The sequence below is a fragment of the Clostridium sp. 19966 genome, from assembly GCF_032335695.1.
Classification (GTDB): domain Bacteria; phylum Bacillota; class Clostridia; order Clostridiales; family Clostridiaceae; genus JACTOJ01.
Map to the genome: position 1 here is coordinate 90,046 of NZ_JACTOJ010000008.1, position 24,276 is coordinate 114,321.

Here is a 24,276-nt window from a genome sequence, read left to right on the forward strand (position 1 = left end):
CTACTCCTCAAAATTTCCTTCAATCACTTCATCTAAAAGCTTTGAATCTGCTTCAATAATTGGGTTGTTTTTTATTTTTCCAAAATATTCACTACTCTCTGATTTAACTCCATTATTTGTTTTATAAAGATTATGGTATAAAACCTTATCTACTTCTGTTCGCTTTATCTCAAAGTATTTTGCAAGATTATAACTATGGGTAGCAATAAATACTTGAACACCATTTTTTTGAAGTTCTAAGATTATTTCAACTAAAATAGGCATTAGTTCTGGATTAATATTTGCCTCAGGTTCATCCCAAAATAATACTGTATCTTTTTCAATTAGTCCATTTCGCAAAAGCTTCCATAAAAGACCAAATTTACGCAAACCTTCTGCTTCTATTGAAAATTCTATCTTCATTCCATCATCTTTTATTACATAAAATGTATCATTTTCATATATTACTTTACCTTCTATTATTTTTGATATTATTCCTAATAAGCTATCGTTAAAATTTGAAATTTCTCTTATTTCTGGTAATTCAGCATTTGTAAGAATATCAACATATGTTTTATCAAAAGGCATATTATATTTATTATACATAGCTAAAAATCCTTTTGAATGAGATAACATTTCTTTTGCAGGTATGAAAATATCCTTTACTTTAAAATCTGTTTTACAATAACTTGCTCCATCTGCTGCTATTTTCATTCCTTCATGTTTTATTATGACATAAGAAGTATAGCTATTTTCAGAAAAATAAGCAGTTACACGAGTTTCCTTTTGTATATCATTTTTATCTCTTACCAAGTTCATAGAGTTCACCTTAAAATAAGGCTGAGATATATCAAAAACATCATCTCCCTCATAATTTGTACTTTCACATATCCCATATAAACTTTTAAGCAAATGTGTTTTTCCCGTTCCATTCTTACCAATAAGTATATTTATTCCATTTGTAAACTCTAACTCTAAATTCTCAAATACTGTGAAGTTTTGAACATGAACTTTCTTAATATTCATTTTTTCATCACCTTTCATACATAAATTATATTTCTATTTTACCAGTAACAACCTCAAAGATAAGGCTCTTTTTATACTCATTTAGTTTTTCTATTAATCCTTGCTTAATTGATATTGCTTTATCAATATCTTCACATTTTTTATCAAGATAATCTGCTATTTCCTTTTGCTCTTCTAATGGTGGTAATGGAATTAGCAATGAAGAAAAATCATCATTTACTATTCCGTATCTTGTAATCCCCTTTGCCCTAAAATCAAACCACTTTCTAACATAATTACAACCAAATAAATATTTTTCATATTGTAAATACATATTATTATTGGGTCTGAATCTCATTAAATGATATCCAAATAATATATTTTCCAACTCTCCTCCCACTACCGTTGAGTGTCCTATATCCTCTGGTGTTTCCGAAGAATTAGTAAAAAGAACATCTCCTATTTTCAACTTACAAGTTTCAGCTTTTGTATCCTTTTCAGATATCACTAAATATTCATCACCATCTCCTATTTCAGATAAACTATTTCTATAAACATCAACATAGTGAATTGATTTATATAAAGGTTCACCTTCAACTATTTTTTTATCTACTCCACTTGAATTTAATTCTCCAAGGAACTTTAATTTTATAACTTGCCAATGTTGTGGTATTTTACTTATCCAATTAATACTACTATCTTTCATTGAAATATTATTATTAAGTCCACTCGTAACATTCTCATTAATAACTGATACTTTATATTGTTTCAAAGCCTCAATTTGTTTTAGTTGTAACCATATTGCTTTATCAATATTATTACATTTCCCCTCCAAAAAACTTGCTATTTTTTGTTGTTCTTCTATATTATGTGGTAGTGTAAATACTAGGTTTCCTATATCATCAAAGTTAAGTCCTTCTCTAGAACTACCGTTCTGAACAGAATAAATTTGATTGAAAATAAAACTTGATTGCATTATCTTTTCAAACAATATTGGTAAAATCTTTTCTTGAATAGGTCTTAATATACATACATGTTGATTTACATTTGCACCTTGAAAATTCTTAGTCACCATACATGTTCTACCAATAGAAGCTCCCGTTATATTTAATAAAACATCATATGGTTTAACTTTTGTAGAAGCCATCTCTTCATTGGTTTTTTCATCTATATATACGACATCATCTAAATGTAATCCATCATTATAAACATTTTGACTTCTTAAAAACATAACTCCAGTTTGGGCATACACTTCTGATCCACCTTTGGGAGTTTTTCCACTTCCAATTTGAGAAGTTAAATATTTTACTTTAACAACTTCCCAATCACTCGGTATTTCTCCTATCCAGTCTATTCCACTTTCTTTCATCTTTCTCATATTTCAAACAGCCCCCCTAAGATTGACTGAAGTTCAGTTTCCATATCCATTATTTCAGTCATAACCTCATCTGATTGTCTTGGTACTGTATACTGATAGAAATATCTTGTGAAAGGTATCTCATAACCTATCTTTGTTTTATTTTCATCTATCCAAGAATCTTTTGCATAAGGCTTTACTTCTCTTTCAAAATATTCTTGTATATCTTCTTTAAGTGGAATACTTTCTGTATCTCTTAGCTTTGCATCTGGTTTTGGATTACCCTTTTTATCCGTAACTATGTTTCCCTCTTCATCAATTAATGGTCTTTCAACCACAATTTTATAATATCCAAACTCATTATTATTAAATATTTTTGAAATTTCATTTTTTCTAAAATCACCAAAAATACGAGTAATCTCTTCAATAGCTTCATCAGGAATCTCTTGACGTTTCTCTCCTAAAGACTTTCTCATTTTTTCATACATGCTAACTGCATTAATAAGCTGTATCTTGCCCTTACGATATGGCCTTTTCTTATTAGATAACACCCAAATATACGTTGCTATTCCTGTGTTATAGAATAAATTTGTAGGTAAAGCTATAATAGCCTCTAGCCAATCATTTTCTATAATCCATTTTCTAATATTACTTTCACCGCTTCCTGCATCTCCTGTGAATAGTGGTGAACCATTTAATACTATTGCTATTCTTGAACCTTCTGGTTTCATCTTTGAAAGTAATGTTTGTAAAAACAATAATGCTCCATCCGAAACTCTTGGAAGTCCTGCTCCAAATCTTCCTTCAAACCCAAGTTTCTCATATTCTTTCGTTACTTCCTTTTGTTGCTTTTTCCATTCAACCCCAAAAGGTGGATTTGAAAGCATATAATCAAACTTAACATTAACATACATATCATTTTTAAGAGTATCACCATGCTTTATATTATTAGCATTAGCTCCTTTAATCAGCATATCTGAACCACAAACAGCATAGGTTTCTCCATTTAGCTCCTGACCAAAAGGAATAAGTTTTGCTTCACTATTTAGTTCTTTTAAGTATTCATCTGCTGCTGTGAGCATTCCACCAGTACCGCAGGCTGGATCATAAATTGTCCTTGGTGTATCTGAACCTGTCAAAATTTCAGTATCCTCAATAAATAATAGATTTACCATTAATCTTATTACTTCTCTTGGAGTATAATGTTCTCCAGCAGTTTCATTAGAAATTTCTGAAAACTTACGTACTAATTCTTCAAAAATATATCCCATCTCTATATTTGACACTTTATCTGGATGCAAGTCTGCTTCTGGTTTTACAAATTCACTTAAAACTATATAAAGCAAGTCACTACTCGCAAGCTTTGCAATTTGAGCATCCAATTCAAATTTCTCAATGATTTCATAAGCATTTTTTGAAAATCCATTAATATAATCTTTCAAATTAGCTTCAATGTTATCTGCATCATCAAGTAATGTCTTAAAAGTATACTTACTTGTATTGTAAAAGTTATACCCACTCTCATCTCTTAAAAATGGATCTAATACTTCTTCATCCATAATTGACTTTAACTCATTATATTTTGCTAATACCTTTTGCTTTGTATCTTCAAGTACACAATCAAGTCTACGGAGTACTGTTAATGGTAAAATGACTTTTCCGTATTCTGACTGTTTGAAATCTCCTCTTAGCTTATCTGCTACTGACCATATCAGATTAGCTTTTTCATTTATGTTTATATTACTCATAGTAACGCTCCTCAAAAATCAATAATTGATTATATTTTATTATTCACTGCTCTAATTTATATATAATATCATTCCAAAGATGTATTATCCTTTTTCCTTGCATCAGAAGGCTTTTCAGCATCTTTAGGAATTGCCCAAGAGTTTCCTAATTTAAAAACTCCCTTAATTCTACCTTCTCCACATAAAACTTGAACACGCCTTTCGGATATTCCCCATTTTTCTGCTGCTTGCTTTACTGAAATATAATCCATAGTAAATCCTCCGACACTTTTAAATTTACTCTACAAGATTTATAACTTAATCATAAACTCATCACTTATATTATATTCGTACTTACGAATAATTACAATAACACTATATATAAGCTATATTATATATAAAATATATTACTTATCTTTCAATAACCCTATATCTCTTAGACTATATAGTTCATGGAGGATACAAATTGTCGCCCTCCCCATGACATTGCATATTATCTATCAGATTTTTACAACTCACATTTTTAATAGCTCTATCCAATTTCATAAAAATAGAGTGACATTCTATCGGTATTGCAGAAATGTCACCCTTATAATTTAATCCTGGTATATCATTAATTACTTTATTTTTTTCCTCTAACAATTTATCATTAATAGTTTCACTTATGCTATCATCACTTGTTTTATAATCAAAAAAACTTACTGTTTCTATTTCTTCGCAATTATCTGATTTTTGCTTTTCTTCAGTCTTTACTTCTTCTTCCTTAAACTCTTTTTCACACTTATCCTCATTATTTTGAGAAGGGTACGCCAATGTATAAAGATTTGAAGTCTGTCCTCCTTTTTCTCTGAATCGGCTGTCTTTCTTTACAAAACCTGCTTCTAAAAGAATTACCATTGTTCTTTGAATTGTTCTTGTAGATACTCCACAATCACTAGCTATAGTTTTAATAGAAGGAAAACAAGTTCCTTCTCCATTAGCTCTGTTGATAAGATAAAACATCACCTGCTTTGCTCTACTTGGTAAATTTGATTTATATACTTGCTCTAGTAATTCATGCTTTTTCATTGAAAAACAGCCTCCTCTTTCTTAAATTTCAATAATATAATCCTTCAGTATGTCTTTAAATATCTTTTCGTTTACTTTTCCATCAAATAAATTTGGTGAATAGTCTGTAAAATAAGCCTTAATATTTTCATTTTCTATTAGCTTTTTCAAATTTGTTCTTCCTATTTCTGGACAAAAGTTTAATATAGTGCTTATATTTATTTTTGATATAGGTTCTAAAGCTTTTTTATATTCTACTATTTCATAAGGCTTGCTTCCACCACATAGTATCCTAACATTACAAGCCTTATAAATAGGTAAAGCATTACCATTTAAAACACCTATATCAAAAACATTAAAATTATACTCATTAGGAAATTGCTTAACTGGATAATATTCTACTCCTCTATATTTAAAACTCTCTCCACCATCTTTTATGAACTCATAGAAGTCTGTAATATCTTTTAAATGATTATTATCATTAGCTTCTGTATAGCTAACTTTAGCTCCTAATCCATATAAACAATTGGTTAAATTAAAAGCAGTTGTAGTTGTACCACATCTTCTTGATACACCTGCAACTGCTATTTTAATATCCTTTTGCTTAAATATATATTGTGAAACATTACCTGAAAGTTTGTTATTGTCCCTTGTAAAATAATCTTCATATGCCATTCCTTCTTCGCTTACACATTTTAAAATTTCCTCTTTAATTTCTGCTACAGTATTAGCTGTGATAATGTTATAAATCTTCTCATTAACTAAACTCTTTATTAAATCTTCTTCTTTGTTTTTTCCTTCATCAAATATAATAATTCTGGAATCATACATAACTTTAAAAGCTTTTAAAGCTTCAATTATTTCTTGTTCTGTATCTTTTATAGCTTTTACATCAATGGCTACATATCTATAATGACTTAAATTTCTCATATCATGGATAACAAACTTATTTAAAAAAAATTCTCCTGATAGTTTTTTTATAATAATCCCTTTTTCTTTCGTAAGAAAATCAAATATTCCTATATTTTGATTACTTGATATATACAAAAGCACTACTATCACCTCTTGCTACAATTTTAAAATCTGATGGTATTTCAATTGGTTTCTTTTCTGGTTTGAAAGTAAACAGTAATATAATTCCTACCACAACAATTATGATATAGATAAACAGTTCTATTAATGATTTCTTTTTCATTCATTTTGCTCCTTCACTAATTATTTTTCTATTATCCAGAATGGTCCCCCCGCACCCGCTCCTTGTCTTGCTTCATTTAAAACAATTGATAAGTCCCATTCTTTTTCACTTCTATTTCTACTTACAGGGTCTGCAACAAGGATTTTTCTATTTGCTGTTACTCCTCTAAGAACTATAAAATGCCCTGAACTTGTAAAATGTCCTTTAGCCATAATTACTATAACTAACTTTCCACTTGAAAGTGCATTTACTAATTTTTGTGGTTCATCTACTGTACAACCTTCTACTTTTAATCCAAAATGCTTTGCACCTTCTGGAATTAAAGTATGATAAGAACCTGCACCTTCACAACAATATCCATTATCATAAGACCACTGGCTCATTTGAACTGGATCGACTTTTCTATTCGTTAAGCTTGAAACTACCATTGATAATGCTGTTGGTCCACAACCACTATTTCCTATTGTGCCTGTTTTACCATAAGACTTGTCTTTCCATCTTGAATCAGCTTGATTATAGTAAACTACTTCTGTAGCTCCATCTTTAAAAGATATACCTGAAAACTCTAGTCCACTACTTTCTAAATAGCTTTTATCATTTGGATTTATTAACTGTTCATAGCTATATTGATTTACAATACTTTCGACTTTCGTTAACTCAGCACCTTTGAAATGGAACTTTATAGCTTCAAAAGGATTGGTAAGTATATATACCATAAAAGTCATAATTAAAAGCACCGTTATTAACGGTGCCATCACAATAAGTATTGTTTTATGCCTTGCTTCTTCATCTTTTACAGCTTGTATTGCTATTTTAGCTAACGTAGCTGCTGTCTTTGGATCTATTACCATCAAATCACCTCGCTTTTATCTTCCTCCAGCCTTACCCATATACTCAAATTTATATTCAGGTATTTCAAAAACTACATGTAATCTCTTTGAACCAATCATAACTAAAGCATTTCCTCTTTTTTTACTTGCAAGTAGCTCTTCCTCCGCATCTGTGAGATTATAAAGTTCCTTTGTTTCATGAAGATTTCTACCATCAGTACCCATTATTATTTTAAAGCATGGTATATCTAATAAAGCTTGACCATACATTTTAATTTGTGGGTCAAGAAAATCTACAACTGAATGGCTTATAATAGCAACTCCTGCTTCATACTTTCTTGCTCTTTTCTCTACATTTCTAAGGAATACTAAGCTTTGAGGTACACTAGGGTCAATCATTAAATAAGCTTCATCACATATAAGTAAAACTCTCTCATTTCTATCCTTGCTCATTTCCTGCCAACACCATGTAAGAATATTAAAGTATTGAGTTCTCTTTATATTATCACTGGTGTTTTGTAGATCATGGGTATCAAGGCATACACATCTTGTATTTGTTTTGATAGAACTATGTCCGTTCCATAAAAAAGAATCACTACCTAAAGCTATATCTTTAAGTAATAAAGCAAGGTCAGCGAATATATTTTGTTCACTTTCCTTGCGTGTTTTCTCTTTTGCCTTTGCTTTCTTGTTTACTAATTCATATAGGTCAGAAAATATAGGGAACTCTTCATTTCTTAATTTTGTAATATCAGTATCCCAAGTTATATTAAAGTTGTTATATAGCTCAATAATGCAATCTTTTAATATAGCTCTTTCTCTATCAGTAAGTGAAGGTAGATACAAATTAAAGAATATTTCTAAGTTTTTAATGTATATTGCCATATCTCCCATACCAAAGCCTTCATCCTTATAAACCTCGTCATCATCATCTATTGGTGTAGGTCTTATTTGTAATGGATTTATTCTTCCGTTACTTCCACCACCTGCATTAATCCAATTGCCCTCAAGAGCTTCACACAATTCTTTATACTCTCTTTCTGGATCTACGAAAATTATTTTTGTACCTTTCATATATTCAGAAAGTGCTATATGCTTTACTGCTGTACTTTTACCAACGCCTGCAACTCCCATAATAACCATATTTGTATTTGTTCTATCATTACCACGTTTCCAAGTATCAAGAACAATTAATCCCCCACTAGTATCTCTTCCAAAATAATAACCTGTCCCATCATTATATCCGCTTGATGAAAAAGGAAATCCACCTACAAAGGTGGATAATGGTATAATTCTTGATACTATTTGTTCTATATTTTCATCACTTGTATAAAACGGTGAGAGTGTTTTAAAAGCTTGTTCTTGTAAATTGGCAAGAGTTCTTGGTTTGCATTTACTCATTGCACAAGTACTTTCTGTCTTCCTGCAAACTTTATTAAAAGCCTCTTCATCTTTAGATATTGGCATAATAGTTATTCCTAGTAAACCAACAGTTTCACCATTCTGGTCTATCTGAACCATAATTTTTTCACCATCTAATGCTGCCCTTTCTGCTCTTTTCTGTGCTAAAGGGTCTTTTGCACTTTCAGCAGCTCCACGATTCTGAATGATACTTCGTGATAAGCTCTCAATAAAAGCACCATTGTCAATAGGTGTAAATGAGACACTGACAATGGTGCTTGGTATATTAGTTATTTTAGAAAGCCAACCATAATCAACTTTCTGAGGATATTTTACTATGCCATAAACTTTACCTGTATTTTCTCCAACAACAAGACTATTTCTCTTAAATTCTAGTCCCATTGGAGTTATTATATTTAAAAGTGCATTGTTTAATAAATTTTCTGTGTTAGTATTCTTTTTAACCATTATTACCACTCCAATTCTTCCTCATAATCACTATCTAAATATTTATACCCTGATAATACTTCAGGTTTAATTGGTCTCCATATCTCATAACTTTCTTGTATTTCTCTATCAAATTCATCTTTGTTATCATAATACAGTGTTTCCATGACCACACCTTTCATAGAATAAAAATCAATTTTTCCATAAAAGCTATTGTCTATATATGGCATGCTAATTCCTCCTAACTTTTTTAGGTTTGTTATTTAAACTAAGTCATATAAAAATATTGTTCTTTCTATAACAACGGAATAGTAGCCTTAAACTCGCTATCTTCAATGTTAGAATAGGCAGGATTATTAACAAGATTACAAAGTCTTACTATATCTTGCTCTTTTAATATTTCACAACATATACTTCCACTTTCAAATTTTGATACAAATTCATAACACCTTTTAGATAAATCTCTTTCTACTCCATCTTCATATTTCTCCCAAAGCATGATATAGAATTGTCTTTCTACTACATCCCCTGATAAAGCATAGTTACTCATTACAAGCATTTCATTTCTTAACAAATCCTTTTGTTTTTGTTCTGATGTACTTGAAATTATTTGTGTATATTCATTAATAAGTGGTGAAATATCTACTGGTCTTGAAACAGCAAGAAATTTAAAAGGCTTCTGCTCACTAGAAAGCTCCGCTGTAAGTGTTTTGTTTAATTGTTTCTTTTCTCTTTCTGAAAACAAATCAATACTTATAGGATTAATTTTTATATACATAATAATTTGACCGTCCCTTGTATAAAGGAAACGGTCTTTAATATCTTTTACATTTACAAACTCATTAGCTGTATGCTCATCTTTGTTTAAGATTTCTTTAGATTTTCTCTTATGCTTTTTTAGAAAAATTAAAGCTCCTCCTAAAGTTAAACAAACTATAATCATAATAATTGGTATAATAGGTTTCATGTTGCACCTCCTAAAGTTCAAATTCTTCTTCATCCCAAGGCATGACTTCTATTGTTTCTACTTCTTTTACATCATAAAATCCATATTGTTCTGGTTCTTTAAATCTTTCTGAATATTTTTTTATCTGCTCGTTATTTAAGGATGTAAATTCTCCCTCCTCATTAAAACCACAAAGAAAAAACGTGCCAGCAATTATATCTCTGCCAACACGTCTATTACCTTCTAATCCCATTAATTTTCCTTCTTCATTACATACAAGACTTGTATTTTGATCTAAATCAACAGCTTGAATTAATCCTCCAACTATCTTTTGCATTGAAGCTAAATCTTTAATAATTTCTGCTTCATAAGGTACTTTTTGTGGCTCAATTATTAATATTCTCATGTTCTTCTATCTCCTTTAATTTTTAGGAGCTATATGCCAATCATCATATAAGCTGCCTTTAATATTTACATAATCATTTAAGTTTATAGATAGCATTCCATCTGGTGTCCAAGTGTCAATAACCTGTGAATACACATTATATGTTCCATCTGGATACCATATCGGTGTAAAGTGTACTCTTTGATTATAAGTTGAGTATTTATTACTTTTTAGCTTAAAGCTTGCAGAATACCCTGCTGACATTTTTTCTAAAATTCTATTGTAATTTTGATAATTAAATTCTGGATAATATGATATTACATTTTGAGCACATGTTATTGCTGAACTTGGAGCATTAGAGCTTAAATTTGTTGATACATTTACATTTACTCCATAGCCAGATTTTATTGTTTTTAATAAAGTTGTAGGAACTTTGCTGTCAGGCTGAACATTTATATTAGCTGAAAGATTTGCATTATAGCTTATCCACCCATATTTCCAATCTCCTCTATCTACCCAGTGCCCATTATCAACCCAATGTCCTCCACCACTACCATTACTAACCCAACTCCAATCTGCCTCCCATTCCCACTTAGGTTCCCAATAACAATCCCATTCTCCCCATGTTGCAGAAGTCTTTTGAGCTTTACTTGGAATGCTTGGAATTTTAAAATTATTATTTTTATCATAAGCTGTTGGATTAGGTGGTGTGTTTTCTTTTAAATCAACAATTTTTGCTGTAATAGATGCTCTGCCTGCTGATGCTCCACTTACACTTACATCTATATTAAGTGTTTGTGGTGTTAATGGAGTATGCCATTTAAACCAAACTTTCTGTGATTCATCTTCTGGAATACAAATGTTATTAACTGTGTAATTTTGTCCATTCACTCTAAAAGTTACAGACACAGGACTATCTGGGGTTCGCCTTTTTTGTGTACTTACTGTTATTGAAGAAATAACATCAGTATCACATCTGTATTCATAGTAATTAGTATCTATAACAACTCCTTTATCAGCTTCACCAAAACGTATAACCCCAAGCCCTAAATATGCTTTTATCTGTGCATTAGATACTTTTTGGTTATTTGCACCTGTCCATGCAGGAAAACCTAAATCAGAAGTTTGCAAAAATAAAGCAAGAGGTAAATTTTTATGAGATAAACTTACCATCTTGCTTCTTAAGCCTCCACCTAATTTTTCATCATATAAAGCTGCTTCGTGTGCAGTCATAGCTATATAAACACCCTGAAACGTCATATATGCTATAGGTTCTATTAGTAATTTATAATCACCGTTTATAAGATTATCATATTTCATACCTGTTATATCCGCAATTAGCCTTATTGCATACTCTGAACAAAAATACTTTTTAGTAGCTTCAATATTTATACTGTAACTACTTGAACCTATTATCCTTGGCATTGGCTGTGAAGGTTTATAGTACACATATCCATTCATCTTTGGATATAATGTAGCACCATTCACATATTGAATTTTGCTCTTTTTACCAAAGTGACCAATGTTAGATGGCTGATTATTATTTGATAAATCAATGGGCGTAGTAACAGGCATTTTATCACTATTTCTAATAACTGTTACTCTAACACCATCATTACCTGGATTCCAAAAGTTTTGATTTGTACCATTTCCCATTCCGCCTCCTCCACCATCAAAGTTCCCATCTCCTGTGGCAAAAGCATTTTTCGGAATAGCAATAACTATTAACATTATACAAAGTAAAAATGCTGTTATTCTCTTCATAAAAACCTCCCAAAAAATTAAGAGTACAGCTTTTGCCATACTCTTAAAATATATTTTAATAAGCCTTAATCCATTTTTCCAACCTGTTTATTTATATCTCCACTAGAATTTACGTTTTCTCCTTTATTTGCTCCTCCGTCTTCAACTGTTCCGAATCCTGGGAAGTTTCCTTGTCCTTTATTGTTAGCTTCTCCACCCTTTGTAGGTTGAAATTGAGGTTTCACTTCTTTTTCTGGATATGTTGGAACTTTATTTTTGTTTGTTACATCATCACTAGTTCTTGGCTTTTCTTTTGGTGGTTCAGGTTTAATAACCTTATCGCCTTTCTTTGGTGTTTCACTATTTGAATCTAACTGTTTATCCTCAGTAGGCTTTTTCGTTTTTTCATCACTTGCTATTACAGGAACTATTGCCTTTGATGAATTATTATCTTTTGTACTATCGTTTTTTACATCTATTATTTTATTGTCTTTTACCAAAGCTTCAGCATCTTTAGCCTTATGCTCTTTCGTAATAGAAGATACTAATACCATTCCTAAGCCTATAACTAACACTCCAAGAACTGATACCAAAATATTTTTCCTTACCTTTAAATTAAATTTGTTCACGTAAACTACCTCCCTTATTTTTTTATAACATAACGTGTTTTTCTACGCTTGTTAAAAAATAAACATACTTTCATCAAAATGTCTAGTTCTTTTTATAAAAATTTATATTTTTATTTATTCACATTTTATCCACAATCTTTGCTGTGGATATGTTATTAATTTAAAACTTAGGTGTATACCCAGCCTTAACTTTTAAATTAATTTTAAGTGGCGGTAACATTCCCCATCCAAAAGATAGCGGTACTTCAAGATTAATATATGCTTCAGATTCAAATTTCTGTAGAGCATTAGGATTTGTTGGTGCTAAAGGAGTATTTATAATATTTACTTTAAGTGCTGAAAGTTTGTATTCTGCTTCTTTTCCTGTAATTTTAATATGATATGCTCCATCTTTTTCTAATCCTAGAAGCTTATCAAGATAAGTATATACATCGCCTGTATCAAGTTTACTTTCCCATTTGTCTGAAGATGATAATGTATATCCTCCACTGTACCCTTCTCTAAGCCCATTATATACATCATCATAATTTTGAGTTGCAACAGATATAACAGAAGTTTGAAGTGCATCCCTTACTCCCTTTGCAATTATTTGAAGCCTCATGTATTCTGATACTGCACTAAATATTAGTATTAGTGACATAACTATGGCACAAGCAAGTGGCAAAGCATTTCCTTTTTTCTCTTTCAATATCCTTCTAAAATCTTTTATTTCCAATATACTTCGCTCCTTCCTGTTGCCTTTGCTTTAAGTTCAATAGGGAAAGAACCAAAACTGAAAAAACCTATATCTACTGTACTTGATACTGTTACTGTCATTTCATCATTAAGCTGTACCTTATTTGTTCCACTTATATAATTTGCTTTCCATAAACTAATAGGCTTTATGCCTGTCTGCTCATTTAATTCATTTGCCTTTGTAGTTACTTCTGTTCCTACTCTCCCTGAAATTTCGGCAGTTCTAATAATTTCATTAGCATAATTATTAAGCTGATTTTTAGCAATAAATACTGGAAATACCTTTACTGCAAAAGCAATGACAAGCATTGTAGCTATAATAATAACAACAGTATCAATATACCCTTCTCCACGTTTGCATTTAAGAAGTTTCTTCACCTTGCCACCCCCTAAAACATATTTCCAAGTGTTTTAACAATTTCAACTGCCATTACTCCAAGATACATTAAGACAAAACATATAAGCATTGCAAAGGAATATTTACGGATTTTAGAAGGCTGTTTTGCTGCTATTCCCTTTAGTCTTTGAAGCTCTAATTGTTTTAAATCATGGGACAACATTTGAAAATACACTACCCCATCATCACCTCGAAGTACACTAATTAACCCCCTTACAACTTCTGATAATGCTGAACTTCCAAGCCTTGTTTCAAATCTTGTAAGTGCTGCTTCATAGCTTCCTGACTTCATATCTGCAACAGTTATTTCTAACTCTCTTTTCATACTTTTTCCTGCATTTTGCTTGTAGGTTTCTACTATTGAAAGAACATCTCTACTTGCCTTTAACTCCTGAGTAAGAGTAGAAGCAAACCTCGGAAGCTCATACTCAATTTCTTCTCTTTGCTTTTTTACTGCTTCATCAGCACTTTTTACTTCTTTAAAATAAACTGCAATGGCTAAAAATAAAATAACTGGACTTATCATAGGCAAAATAATTAAAGCAGGGATAATACTTAAAAGTACCATTCCTGCTTTAACATAAGCTCTTGCTATATAAGTTTCTGGTGATAAATTAATTTCTGCTGACTTTAAACTTGCTATCAGCTTTTTCTTTTTATAATCATTTATTTTGATGTACTTAGAAATCTTAGTTGAAATCTCTAAAATGAATACATCTATATTTTTTGTCTTTTTCTTTTGTCTTTTATTGATGCTTAAAACAACTTTAGAAGCCTTATAACTTGGTAATTTAAAATAATCTGCCAAAATCATATAGGCTCCAAAGGAGAATAAGCATATAAAAATAAGTACTATTAATAACATAAAACGCTCCTTCCTTTTTTACAAAAATAAAAAAGCACTTAAGAATTCTATTTCAAAAGTGCTTTACATTAACTTTTTATTAATGATTCGTTACAATTTAATTTTCTTGTTCAGTCTTTTATTAAGTTCCCTAAGTGCTACTTTATTTCCATCCCATTTTAAATATGAAATAGCATCAGCATAACTCATCCACTTATATTCTGTATGTTCATGTGAAATCTTTATTTGTTTATCTGTAATTTCAACTCCATAACAATTTTCTGGTATAACATAAACATCTTCTCCCCAATATATACTGTCTGAAAACTCTTCAGCCGGAATTGAATTAACTGTATCTAACTTAATGTAAAGAGAATCCATAGAAATTCCTGCTTCTTCCCATGCTTCTCTTTTAGCAGATTCAATTATAGTTTCTCCATCTTCTCCTCCACCCGAAATAGCCTGCCAACATTCATCATCACTTCTATGGAATATAGCATATTCTATACCTTTATCATTAATATGATAAGGAAATACTAAAACTTGATACGGTGCTCTCATAAACTCCCCCTACTTTCGTACATTAATCATTACTTGCGCAAAATAATGTAATTATTTCCAATCTAAAAATAATCTCACAGTCAAATTAGAATTTGTTACATTATTATTTATTTCTTTTTTGTATAAGTAAAATAGCATTTCTTAAATATTCGTAAATTTCATCAGCTTTCATTTCTGAAATAAATTTTGGTTTATCTTCGATAACAAACCAATTAATCTTATCTTTACACATATGACCATTCACAAATACTGAGCTAAGATCTTGCTTATCTATCCAATCTTTTAACTCATTTTCATTCCTGAAAAATTTGGCTAGTGCTCCCTTTTCAAAACACTCATGAAGCGTTAAATCTATTCTATCCTCTGTAACACTGTATCTTTGATTGTTCATTTGACGTTCTGGGAGTAACATATAATTTCCTTTTGTGTAACATATTTTAGCAAATTCTTCAATATTGCCATTAACTCGCCTTATTTTTTCAGTATAGTCATTCTTTCTATTAGTTTTAATCTGATTAATTAAACTCTCAAGACTTTTTGATGTCTTATATGCTGTCCAATCAGCTTCTACTTTAAGCAATCTACTATAAGGAGTCCAAAAAGATATAATCGTATCTGCATAAAGAGCTTTTTCTTTGGTTAATCCTATTATTTTGTAATAATACTTTGCATCATTATCATTCTCTAATCTAAGTTCATCTTTTCCCTTCTGAGAAAGCCTATTATAATTTTTTAGCTGTTTTAATTTCTCCCATGCTAAGTAATCTTCCAATATTTTCAGAACATAACTTTCCATATTACACCTCCACAAATTACTATTTATCGCTCTGACATATATTTTTCAATTTCTTTAGAAGTCATTTTCCTCACTTCCGTATTTGGATATTCTTTGTATTTTTCGACTGTAAAAATAGGAGCCATTTTCTTGCAAATTTTATCTTTATTCTTTTTCAAGAACAATTCTAAATCTTCAATACCCACAAAAATCTTATATGATACTCGTCCTTTGCTATTACTAATTTCATAAATACCACACGATTTTTTCATCGTATAATCAGCGGTTCTTAAATACAATTTTGCAATCTCCAATGATTTAAATGGGAAATTCCATCTTTGCAGTCCTCGCTTTTCATCATGCTCTATACAGATACAACGCCCACAAGTCCCACAAATGTACTGTGTATGTTTCTGTAAGCAGTCCAATGGATTAAGTAATGGCGTTATTCTATTTTTATCACTATAACATTCTTCACACATATTCCTACTGTCCCCTCTTTCAAATTCCTGTTTATCGGTAAGATTATATAAATAATCGTTAATTATTAGTAAAATACTATTCCAAATCAAACATGAAATTATTATATCATTTTCATTTTACCATTTCACCAATATTCAAAATTTATTACTTACAACAATTTCAAGTTATTATCTCTTATATTCAACTGGCTTAGTTAATTTAATTACCGCTGCCAATGATATAAATATAACCAAAATACATATTGCAAGTATTGCCTTACCTATAGTTGTAAACATCAATGTTTGATACCATGACTTATTTAAAAAGTACATTAGTGGCACATTTCCTATAAGAAGTATTGTCATAGTTATAAACTCCTTCATTGGTTCATATAAAAGGTAATCAAGCTCTGCACTTACAATTCTCATATCAGAAAGCTTTGCAACTATTGGTATTAATGTACTTTTTAAATTTTTATCATCTTGGCAAGCTATAACCGCATCAACCCATTCCCTAAATACATCATTATCAATCTTAGTTTTTAAAGTTTCTAAAGCCATTTTAATATTAGAATTTATTAACTTAGTTTGTGTAAGAAAGCTTTTAAAAACATCTGCTACAGGTGGATTAATATATGTGCTATTTTCATCTACTGCTGTAATTATACTTTCACTTCTTAAATAAGATGTTGTTATCACCGATAAGGCTGTTTCAAGTTCTGAATTTAACTGTTTCTTATAGAAAGTAGATGTAAACTTAATATACCAAAATGGTAGTAGTGCAAACCCTCCTGCAAGTATTGGTATTAAGAAATAGTTATTCATTGAAATAGCTACCATCATTCCTAAAATTAATAGTGCAAAAGATAGCACACAAAGTATTGAGAATTTACCACTCTTATTGGTAGCTTCTAAAATATCTTTTGTTTCTTCTATTAAAAGCTTTAATCCTTTTGTTTTTTTCTTTTTAGTAACTTCTATAACTTTTTCTTTTAGTGTTTTTTCTTTACTCTTAAATATTTTTGAAATAGATTCTGCAAATTCTAATGGGTTAATGGAAAGAAGTATAAAACTTCCTGCCAATAATCCTAAAAATGCTATTACATTAAGTAATGTCACTGCTATCACCTTCTTTCAACAAACTATCAAGGATATTAAGAGGCATACCATTTTCAAGCAGTCTTTTTTGCAAGCTCTTTGAAATGTTATTTACCCTTTCATAATTACCTATTATTTTTAACTTCCCATCTACAACTTTATTTTCTTTGATGTTATAACGAAAAAGAGTGTGAATTTGCCTTTTACCATCTGGCAATATTTCACACTCTGTAATCTCCATAATCTTTCTCGAGTTATCCTCTAATTTCTTTGAAAAGAATACTATGGGAAACGCTTCAGTTACTAAAGAATATAATGTGTCATCATTAATATCATATTTCATCTTACATAAAGTAACCATACGAAAATAAGTAGCTTCACATGAATTTGCATGAGTTGTTGTAATAACTGCATGTCCTGTTCTTGCTGCTTCCTGAGCTGAAAAAGATTCATCACCTTTCATTTCTGCTACACATATATAATCTGGATTAGAGGTTAAAGCACTTTCAAGTAATTTTTCTTGGTCTATATTTTGTTTTTTATCCTCGCTATACTTTGTAACAGTATGAACTACACTATTTATAATATTTCCTTCTTCATCTTCCTTTACAAGATCAAATTCTCTTGTTCCATTTTCTATAGTAAAAATACGCTTATCATTAGGAATAGTTGAAAGTAACCAGCTCATCAACGTTGTTTTTCCTGATGATGTAGCACCTGTAACGCACATACTTAACCCATATCTTAGGCAGATACTTAAAAAATCAAGCATCTCTGCTGTGGCTGTTCCATTACTTATAAAATCCTCTCTTGCAAGCTTTTGAGGATTAACAATACGAATAGATACTGCAAGCCCTTTATCATGATCTATTACTCCACTACCAAACACAGTAATTCTTATCTTATTAGATAAATGTCCTCTTACTACAGGCTGTGAATTGTCGAGTATCATACCTGATTTATGAAGTAATCTTCTAATAACATCAATAGCATGTTCTGGTGAATTGAATTTTTCTTTTGTAGGTAATATTTGACCATTTGTATAAGTAATTTTAATGTCTCTCCACTGATTTATATTTATTTCTTCTACATCTTTTCTAAACAGATATTTAGTAATAAAAGAGAACTCCGCCATTTCTGAATACAATTTTTCTACAAGTTCATCAAAAGATAAATCTCTAACCCCTAATGAATAATCCATAATATATTTAGATATATAGGACTTAATCTGTTCCCTTTGTTCTTCTGGATTATCTGATATCAATGTTGAGTATTTATTTGAAATATACTCTTGTACCTCTTGTAATATATCAGCAAATTCCTTAATGCATTGTCCTGAATTAAAAAACAAAGCAGCATTATTCATTACTTTTTCCCTCCCTTGAACCATTGTAAAACTCGCCCTGAACTCTTTTTCACCTCAAAGCTTTCATCAAAAACCAAGGTGATTAACTCTCTAATTGTTGTATTATATTCTTCCTTTTCCTTTGATTTTAAACTTTGAAAAAGCTCACCACATAAAAATTGTTCTGATATTTCTTCAAGATGTGGTAACTCATACTTTATACCATGATATTTTTCTTTTATCTGCTCCTTTGGCTCATTGTACTTCACATCTGATAAGACTTTAATATGGCTATCTACGTTAAATCTTCTATCAGCTAATAAAGGTAAATAGGAATCAAAATAGGACACAGCTTTTAAATTTGCACCTGTAAGCCTTATAACCTTATCAGCAATTTCAAGTGCAACCGTTGATAAAATATCAGAAGTAAAAACACTAGAACAGTCTACTATTACATAGTCTGCTAAATGCCTAAGTAATATAAATAAATCATTAGCTCTTTCTTTTGAATACTGTGCATAGGTAAATATGTTTTCACCCTGCTCATATCCTAGAATACTTATATACTGATTTTTATCTAAAGTAATGCACTTAGATAAAATATCTTCCTGACTAATAGTAGGTGCTGACAATAAACTTCCTAGTGATTTTTTCTCTACCTTAACATTAGGCAAAACTATCATAGATTCAGGGCACAGTGTGTCACACATTACAATAATTACATTTTTCTTTTTTAATGCTAACTCTCTTGCAATCTTTATACTTGTTATTGTCTTCCCAGAATTGGGATTTCCCCATATCGCAAGAATTTGATTACTCTTCATTTACATTCCTCCCTGAGCTTGTCTTACAGTATTAGTTTCAGCATTGCCACTGGAATCTTTTATAACCTTTTCTTGCTCATCTATAAACTTTTGTGCTGTTTCTTCATTACCACGATAAATAAGCGAGACATGCATTTTACCCTTTTCCTCTAATTCTGCTAATAGTTTTGCTTGAGCTTTATTTACTAAAAGAGTTACTGTTGATGGAAGCTCCTGCTCTTTGTTATCTTTTTTACTTTCTGTAAACTCTTTATCTGAACCATTATTAGTTGTAACTGCTAAAACCCTTACATATTGAAGTTCTTTTGGTGTAATTGTTTCTCTGAACTCACCATAGTTAGATGCAATAATTGAAATAATATCCCCTGTTTGAAGCTTTCCTGATAATCCTGCTGCAAAGCTTTTAATAGAAATTGAAATAGCTTGTTTGTTTCCATCTAGCTCATAAAGATATTTATTCTCTGATAATGGACTATTGGATACTTTAGTATTTAAAACATAATCACCTTTGAATAAATCTGCTGTGGCATATTTTTCTACTACATTTTCTTTATTTTTCAGAACTGTATTTGGTAAATTATACCCACCTATTTCTATAACTTGAATCTTATCTGCTGTGATTTGCTCACCTGCTTTAACATCCTTAATAATTCTTATAACTGATACTTTAGACTGTAATGCATTATTAAAAAGTGGTGTCACTCCAAAGCAAATTAAAAGTGATAATACAATTGCTGTAAGCCCTACTACTGTTCTATTTCTAAATAAATTTCTCATCTTAACATCCTCCTGTAATTAAAAATGATAAAAAACACCCTATAGATAAATAAGGTGCTAATGGAAATGATATGTTTTTATCCTTATTTTTGATTTTGTAATAAATAAAATTTGTGACTACTGCTAAAGTAAGTCCTATAATACTTGCAATAAAACCTCCCTTTACACCTAATAAAAATCCACTAGCTGCCATAAATTTTATATCGCCACCACCTATTCCATCTCCTTTTAATAATGTTGTTATAAAAAATGGAAATGGAACAATGATGAATCCAATAATAGCAACTATAAGATTTATTTTTATTAAGCTAATAACAATAATCATTAGATGTACTTTATCTGGAATAATCTTTTCTTTTGTGTCTTTATAGCTTGCATAAATCGAAATTAAGGCGTAAAAAAAGCCCTTGACGATTAAATTAATATCATCAAAGGCTTTAAATAACCCTATTAAACTTATTATTGTAAGTATTGCTCCAACAATCATTAGTGCTTTTGACTTTTTCATTCATCCCTTAATTCTCCTTTACTTGATAATATAAATATTAGCTGCTCTTCCACCATCATCATGATAAATCTTCCTAATATCTATATACCCCTTTTCCTCAAGCCTATGAAGATTCCTCCTAACTGTATTCTCACCTATACTTAATGTATAACTAATTTTCTTTATAGGTACTTGAACCTTTCCATCAGAATCTGCAATTTCACACAATAAACCATATATAAGTTTACCTGCAATAGTTGTCTTTAAAGTACCTGCTAGCTTATACTTTACCAACTCATCATTCATCTATATTCATCTCCATTCATCAAGATATTTATATTGGTATTTCTTCTGTGATTTAGCAAACTTAATCATAAATTTTAACTGATCAACAACAGAAATATTAGTTTTGTCCTTTGTAAGCATCATTACAGAACCTGCAATTGAAGATAAAATAAACACCACACAAAATGCGGTGCTCTTAGTCAACATATATACAATTACATCAATTACTCCTGCCACTAATGTAGCAAGGATAGCTTGAAATAACTCTTCTTTCCCAAAACCATCAAATATTTCTGTTTTTGTTTTTAAACCTAATGGGATATATAAAGTTTCCTTTTCGTGGTTATTCATTGAAACACCTCCAAAAGTTAAATAAAAAACACCCGACATTCAAGTGTTTTTACAAATGTAATATTTACTTCTTGTATACTTTCCTAATTTCTTTTGTTATTTTTTCTTTTATCTTTTTTCTCTGTTCATAACTTTCAATTACCATTAAGAAAAATTTCTCATAGTAATTATTATAAAAACCAATATTATCACTTTCATATGTGAAATTTCCCAAAGAATCAAATTCTTTTATCAACTCTGAAATTTCATTATTCATATCTAATTCTATTTTTGAAAATTCAATCATTAAGCTATTTCTATATTCATTAAGATTTATAATATTTCTAAGACTAGACTCATGAAGTTGAAAATGAGTATTTAAAGAATTCATAGCTTCCAAATGATTTCTGAAATGAGAGAAGTTATTTTTATAGTACATATAAAAATATTCATACATATCATCTATATTATTTATACATGTATTTATTATTTTAATAGAGTTTTGAAACTCTAACTCACTTTTGAAATTTACTTTTTTATCTCTTAAATTTTGTAATTGAAACATTTTCATTTCAGCTGCTTGTTTCCACTCTAATAATAACGAAACTGGATACATAACTTCGTCTACATCTATTAATCCAGCACAATATTCACATAGCCATATTCCATTATCAATAGACTTTCTTTGCTCTGATGTCAAATTTGGATTATACCTTGCTCCTCCTGGAGCTGCTGCTGTAATATGTGCTGCTATTCCAGTTGATAAACTTTTATTTGGATCACTATGTGGACCAATAGTCTCTTGATTACAATTAGGATTAGAACATATATATCCTACTCTTTTAGCTAGCGTATCTTTTACTTTTGGAGAAAAATCGTCACGTTTTGCCATATAACTCACCTCAATATAAATTTTGATATCATTATATCATATTATATTGATTTTAAACATTATCCATAATACCCTAAAACCAACTCCTTAATCTGCCATATACTTTCTGCAAGTATATAGAATATCAATGTATTCTTTGCTCTTTTTTTATACATAGAACCTTCATCCTCTGAAGCTCCCATTCTTATAAAACAATAAACTACCCTTAATACTGCACCTACTCTAATGAGCATTACAAAAGCATCTGCCATTTCTTTTACTAATTCCATTACTTTTTAAACGCTCCTTTCGCCATTTGTACTAACCTTACTGATTGATAAACATTGCCCATAACTCCTGCTCCATGTCCACCTGATACAATTATGAATTCCTGTAAAAACTTCGGTGTTTTTATTGCAAGCATTAAGGCTGCTACTCCCCAAAACACATGAGTATTAAGCATTAATGCTACTCCAACTTTTGCTAAAACTATTTGTACTAATACTGCTAAAGTTGACTGAAAAAATTTCTGAATATATGTCCTAAATACTCCATTATCTGCATCTAATAATCCAACACAAGCTACTGGAAGACCTACACGAAGTATTAATATTTCCATTCCTCTCATTAAAAATTGAAGATATAAAAGGAAGAAGCATATAAAAAATATCAGTGAAATAATGGCTGTGAAAAGCCCTGCACTTGATATTCCATTAATTATGGCTGTAAAATCTGTTACCATTCCTTTACTTACTGCCTGTATCAATTTATCTGTCAAATCTTCAATGATTTTACCTAACCAACCATATAAAGTTGGAAAGCTTACCGCTATTGCTAATGCTTTAAAAAATCCTGTAAGCATTAATATAGGGTCTGCATCAGCATCGCCCTCTGTCCAAAGAATATATTGGTCGAAGCCTTTCTTTAAAAATTTCAGTACTATTAGTGAAACACCAAAGCCAAAGAAAATATTAAATACTTCTGTTAAACCATTCGTTCCAAGCATTGTATCCATATATCTTTCTGCATGTAAAGCAATAGGTACTAAATCATTTAATAATGAATTTACATAGGCAAGGCAACCACTTAATATTCCTGCAATTAAAAGCACTAATAAATATTCCACATCATCACCTCCAATTTTTAAGGAGCTTACGTTTTATATCATAAGCTCCTTAAATGGATTTATCTTAACCTTTGAAGTTAAACATATCTTTAATTTTTTGAGTTAGTGTTGGAAGAACTGTGTCTTTAAATAATAAATATAATCCTCCAAGTACTAATGCTCCTATTACTACAGACATTAAAATTTTTACTGCTGTATCAACAAAGCCCTCACCGCTTTTGCTTGTGAGAGCTTCTTTTGCCTTTCCTACCATATTCATAGCCTTTATTTGTGTTCTTAATACTAAATTTTTCATATTGTTATACCTCCATAAATTTGATTATTATAATTTTTTATTAATTATTTGTAGTAACCTACAATAAGATTTAATGTTGCCGAACCTAGAACTGCTCCAATACATGAAACAATTGCTACCACAATTCTGTTATTCCATTTCTTCTGATCCATCTCATCTGCTGCACTTCTTCTAATACAAAAATATATAATTAAAAGTCCTGCTAATACAGGAGCAAGTACCATTAACCAAGTTGTAGTGTCATTAATTAACTTTTCTGTACCTTTTACAATTTGGCTATTACTAACACCTTCTGCTGCATAAACTGGTGTTGAAATCATACTAACTGTATAAATTGATACTAAAGTCAGTAATATTTTTTCTTTTATCTTTTC

32 protein-coding genes are annotated in these 24,276 nt (G+C 30.3%); all 32 read right to left on the bottom strand.

Annotated elements, in window-relative coordinates; genetic code table 11:
• A complete protein-coding gene (locus tag IAI10_RS10250) occupies nucleotides 1-1,005 on the bottom strand; it encodes an AAA family ATPase (protein WP_156736297.1) in 1,005 nt (334 codons plus the stop codon).
• A gap of 25 nt (nucleotides 1,006-1,030) precedes the next feature.
• Nucleotides 1,031-2,362, bottom strand: a complete 1,332-nt coding sequence (locus IAI10_RS10255) for a restriction endonuclease subunit S (protein WP_156736295.1) — start codon at nucleotides 2,360-2,362, stop codon at nucleotides 1,031-1,033.
• Nucleotides 2,359-4,089 (bottom strand): class I SAM-dependent DNA methyltransferase, encoded by a 1,731-nt coding sequence (locus tag IAI10_RS10260; protein WP_156736293.1) that lies wholly within the window; start codon nucleotides 4,087-4,089, stop codon nucleotides 2,359-2,361. Before IAI10_RS10260 ends, IAI10_RS10255 begins: the two co-directional genes overlap by 4 nt.
• Nucleotides 4,090-4,157: 68 nt before the next feature.
• Nucleotides 4,158-4,340 carry a helix-turn-helix domain-containing protein gene (locus IAI10_RS10265; protein WP_150845613.1) on the bottom strand — a complete coding sequence of 61 codons (183 nt, stop codon included), beginning with the start codon at nucleotides 4,338-4,340 and terminating at the stop codon, nucleotides 4,158-4,160.
• Between the two features lie 178 nt (nucleotides 4,341-4,518).
• On the bottom strand, nucleotides 4,519-5,136 hold the full coding sequence (locus tag IAI10_RS10270) for a helix-turn-helix domain-containing protein (RefSeq protein WP_156736291.1): 618 nt from the start codon (nucleotides 5,134-5,136) through the stop codon (nucleotides 4,519-4,521).
• A 21-nt stretch (nucleotides 5,137-5,157) separates the two neighbouring features.
• Nucleotides 5,158-6,168 (bottom strand): hypothetical protein, encoded by a 1,011-nt coding sequence (locus IAI10_RS10275; protein WP_315673192.1) that lies wholly within the window; start codon nucleotides 6,166-6,168, stop codon nucleotides 5,158-5,160.
• Nucleotides 6,146-6,310 carry a hypothetical protein gene (locus IAI10_RS10280; protein ID WP_315673193.1) on the bottom strand — a complete coding sequence of 55 codons (165 nt, stop codon included), beginning with the start codon at nucleotides 6,308-6,310 and terminating at the stop codon, nucleotides 6,146-6,148. The genes IAI10_RS10275 and IAI10_RS10280 overlap by 23 nt, the downstream gene beginning before the upstream one ends.
• 20 nt (nucleotides 6,311-6,330) lie before the next feature.
• Nucleotides 6,331-7,161, bottom strand: a complete 831-nt coding sequence (locus IAI10_RS10285) for a C39 family peptidase (RefSeq protein ID WP_156736288.1) — start codon at nucleotides 7,159-7,161, stop codon at nucleotides 6,331-6,333.
• A 15-nt stretch (nucleotides 7,162-7,176) separates the two neighbouring features.
• A complete protein-coding gene (locus tag IAI10_RS10290) occupies nucleotides 7,177-9,009 on the bottom strand; it encodes a VirB4 family type IV secretion system protein (protein WP_156736286.1) in 1,833 nt (610 codons plus the stop codon).
• A gap of 2 nt (nucleotides 9,010-9,011) precedes the next feature.
• A complete protein-coding gene (locus IAI10_RS10295; protein ID WP_156736284.1) occupies nucleotides 9,012-9,218 on the bottom strand; it encodes a hypothetical protein in 207 nt (68 codons plus the stop codon).
• Between the two features lie 65 nt (nucleotides 9,219-9,283).
• Nucleotides 9,284-9,955: a hypothetical protein gene (locus IAI10_RS10300; RefSeq protein ID WP_156736282.1), complete on the bottom strand. Its 672-nt coding sequence runs from the start codon at nucleotides 9,953-9,955 to the stop codon at nucleotides 9,284-9,286.
• Between the two features lie 10 nt (nucleotides 9,956-9,965).
• Nucleotides 9,966-10,340, bottom strand: a complete 375-nt coding sequence (locus tag IAI10_RS10305) for a DUF3846 domain-containing protein (protein WP_156736279.1) — start codon at nucleotides 10,338-10,340, stop codon at nucleotides 9,966-9,968.
• 15 nt (nucleotides 10,341-10,355) lie between these two features.
• Entirely contained in the window at nucleotides 10,356-12,083 is a 1,728-nt protein-coding gene (locus IAI10_RS10310; protein WP_156736277.1) for a hypothetical protein, read from the bottom strand.
• Between the two features lie 65 nt (nucleotides 12,084-12,148).
• Complete coding sequence (locus tag IAI10_RS10315; RefSeq protein ID WP_156736275.1) at nucleotides 12,149-12,691, bottom strand: DUF6550 family protein; 543 nt, start codon at nucleotides 12,689-12,691, stop codon at nucleotides 12,149-12,151.
• A gap of 160 nt (nucleotides 12,692-12,851) precedes the next feature.
• The gene (locus IAI10_RS10320) at nucleotides 12,852-13,406 is read right to left on the bottom strand and encodes a hypothetical protein (RefSeq protein ID WP_156736273.1); all 555 of its coding nucleotides are present in this window, start codon (nucleotides 13,404-13,406) and stop codon (nucleotides 12,852-12,854) included.
• Nucleotides 13,397-13,804 carry a DUF4320 family protein gene (locus tag IAI10_RS10325; protein ID WP_156736272.1) on the bottom strand — a complete coding sequence of 136 codons (408 nt, stop codon included), beginning with the start codon at nucleotides 13,802-13,804 and terminating at the stop codon, nucleotides 13,397-13,399. The genes IAI10_RS10320 and IAI10_RS10325 overlap by 10 nt, the downstream gene beginning before the upstream one ends.
• An 11-nt stretch (nucleotides 13,805-13,815) precedes the next feature.
• Nucleotides 13,816-14,688, bottom strand: coding sequence for a secretion protein F (locus tag IAI10_RS10330; RefSeq protein WP_156736270.1), 873 nt, complete (start codon nucleotides 14,686-14,688; stop codon nucleotides 13,816-13,818).
• Nucleotides 14,689-14,778: 90 nt separating this feature from the next.
• A complete protein-coding gene (locus IAI10_RS10335; protein WP_156736268.1) occupies nucleotides 14,779-15,228 on the bottom strand; it encodes an NUDIX pyrophosphatase in 450 nt (149 codons plus the stop codon).
• Nucleotides 15,229-15,331: 103 nt separating this feature from the next.
• Nucleotides 15,332-16,024 (bottom strand): hypothetical protein, encoded by a 693-nt coding sequence (locus IAI10_RS10340; protein WP_156736266.1) that lies wholly within the window; start codon nucleotides 16,022-16,024, stop codon nucleotides 15,332-15,334.
• Between the two features lie 23 nt (nucleotides 16,025-16,047).
• On the bottom strand, nucleotides 16,048-16,485 hold the full coding sequence (locus tag IAI10_RS10345) for a hypothetical protein (protein WP_156736264.1): 438 nt from the start codon (nucleotides 16,483-16,485) through the stop codon (nucleotides 16,048-16,050).
• A 168-nt stretch (nucleotides 16,486-16,653) separates the two neighbouring features.
• Nucleotides 16,654-17,583: a type II secretion system F family protein gene (locus tag IAI10_RS10350; RefSeq protein ID WP_156736262.1), complete on the bottom strand. Its 930-nt coding sequence runs from the start codon at nucleotides 17,581-17,583 to the stop codon at nucleotides 16,654-16,656.
• On the bottom strand, nucleotides 17,570-18,928 hold the full coding sequence (locus tag IAI10_RS10355) for a CpaF/VirB11 family protein (RefSeq protein ID WP_156736260.1): 1,359 nt from the start codon (nucleotides 18,926-18,928) through the stop codon (nucleotides 17,570-17,572). Before IAI10_RS10355 ends, IAI10_RS10350 begins: the two co-directional genes overlap by 14 nt.
• Complete coding sequence (locus IAI10_RS10360; protein ID WP_315673194.1) at nucleotides 18,928-19,731, bottom strand: ParA family protein; 804 nt, start codon at nucleotides 19,729-19,731, stop codon at nucleotides 18,928-18,930. The genes IAI10_RS10355 and IAI10_RS10360 overlap by 1 nt, the downstream gene beginning before the upstream one ends.
• A complete protein-coding gene (locus IAI10_RS10365) occupies nucleotides 19,732-20,508 on the bottom strand; it encodes an RcpC/CpaB family pilus assembly protein (protein ID WP_156736258.1) in 777 nt (258 codons plus the stop codon).
• A 1-nt stretch (nucleotide 20,509) separates the two neighbouring features.
• Complete coding sequence (locus IAI10_RS10370) at nucleotides 20,510-21,016, bottom strand: prepilin peptidase (RefSeq protein WP_315673195.1); 507 nt, start codon at nucleotides 21,014-21,016, stop codon at nucleotides 20,510-20,512.
• 18 nt (nucleotides 21,017-21,034) lie between these two features.
• Nucleotides 21,035-21,301, bottom strand: a complete 267-nt coding sequence (locus tag IAI10_RS10375; RefSeq protein WP_156736256.1) for a helix-turn-helix domain-containing protein — start codon at nucleotides 21,299-21,301, stop codon at nucleotides 21,035-21,037.
• Nucleotides 21,302-21,307: 6 nt separating this feature from the next.
• On the bottom strand, nucleotides 21,308-21,631 hold the full coding sequence (locus IAI10_RS10380) for a hypothetical protein (protein WP_156736254.1): 324 nt from the start codon (nucleotides 21,629-21,631) through the stop codon (nucleotides 21,308-21,310).
• Nucleotides 21,632-21,695: 64 nt separating this feature from the next.
• Complete coding sequence (locus tag IAI10_RS10385) at nucleotides 21,696-22,502, bottom strand: hypothetical protein (protein WP_156736252.1); 807 nt, start codon at nucleotides 22,500-22,502, stop codon at nucleotides 21,696-21,698.
• A 59-nt stretch (nucleotides 22,503-22,561) separates the two neighbouring features.
• Nucleotides 22,562-22,771 (bottom strand): mercury transporter, encoded by a 210-nt coding sequence (locus tag IAI10_RS10390; RefSeq protein WP_156736249.1) that lies wholly within the window; start codon nucleotides 22,769-22,771, stop codon nucleotides 22,562-22,564.
• Nucleotides 22,771-23,607 carry a conjugal transfer protein TrbL family protein gene (locus IAI10_RS10395; RefSeq protein ID WP_156736248.1) on the bottom strand — a complete coding sequence of 279 codons (837 nt, stop codon included), beginning with the start codon at nucleotides 23,605-23,607 and terminating at the stop codon, nucleotides 22,771-22,773. Before IAI10_RS10395 ends, IAI10_RS10390 begins: the two co-directional genes overlap by 1 nt.
• 64 nt (nucleotides 23,608-23,671) lie before the next feature.
• A complete protein-coding gene (locus IAI10_RS10400; RefSeq protein ID WP_021284930.1) occupies nucleotides 23,672-23,902 on the bottom strand; it encodes a DUF6133 family protein in 231 nt (76 codons plus the stop codon).
• Nucleotides 23,903-23,946: 44 nt separating this feature from the next.
• Nucleotides 23,947-24,270: an Mbov_0395 family pilin-like conjugal transfer protein gene (locus IAI10_RS10405; RefSeq protein ID WP_396334366.1), complete on the bottom strand. Its 324-nt coding sequence runs from the start codon at nucleotides 24,268-24,270 to the stop codon at nucleotides 23,947-23,949.
• Nucleotides 24,271-24,276 lie beyond the last annotated feature (6 nt).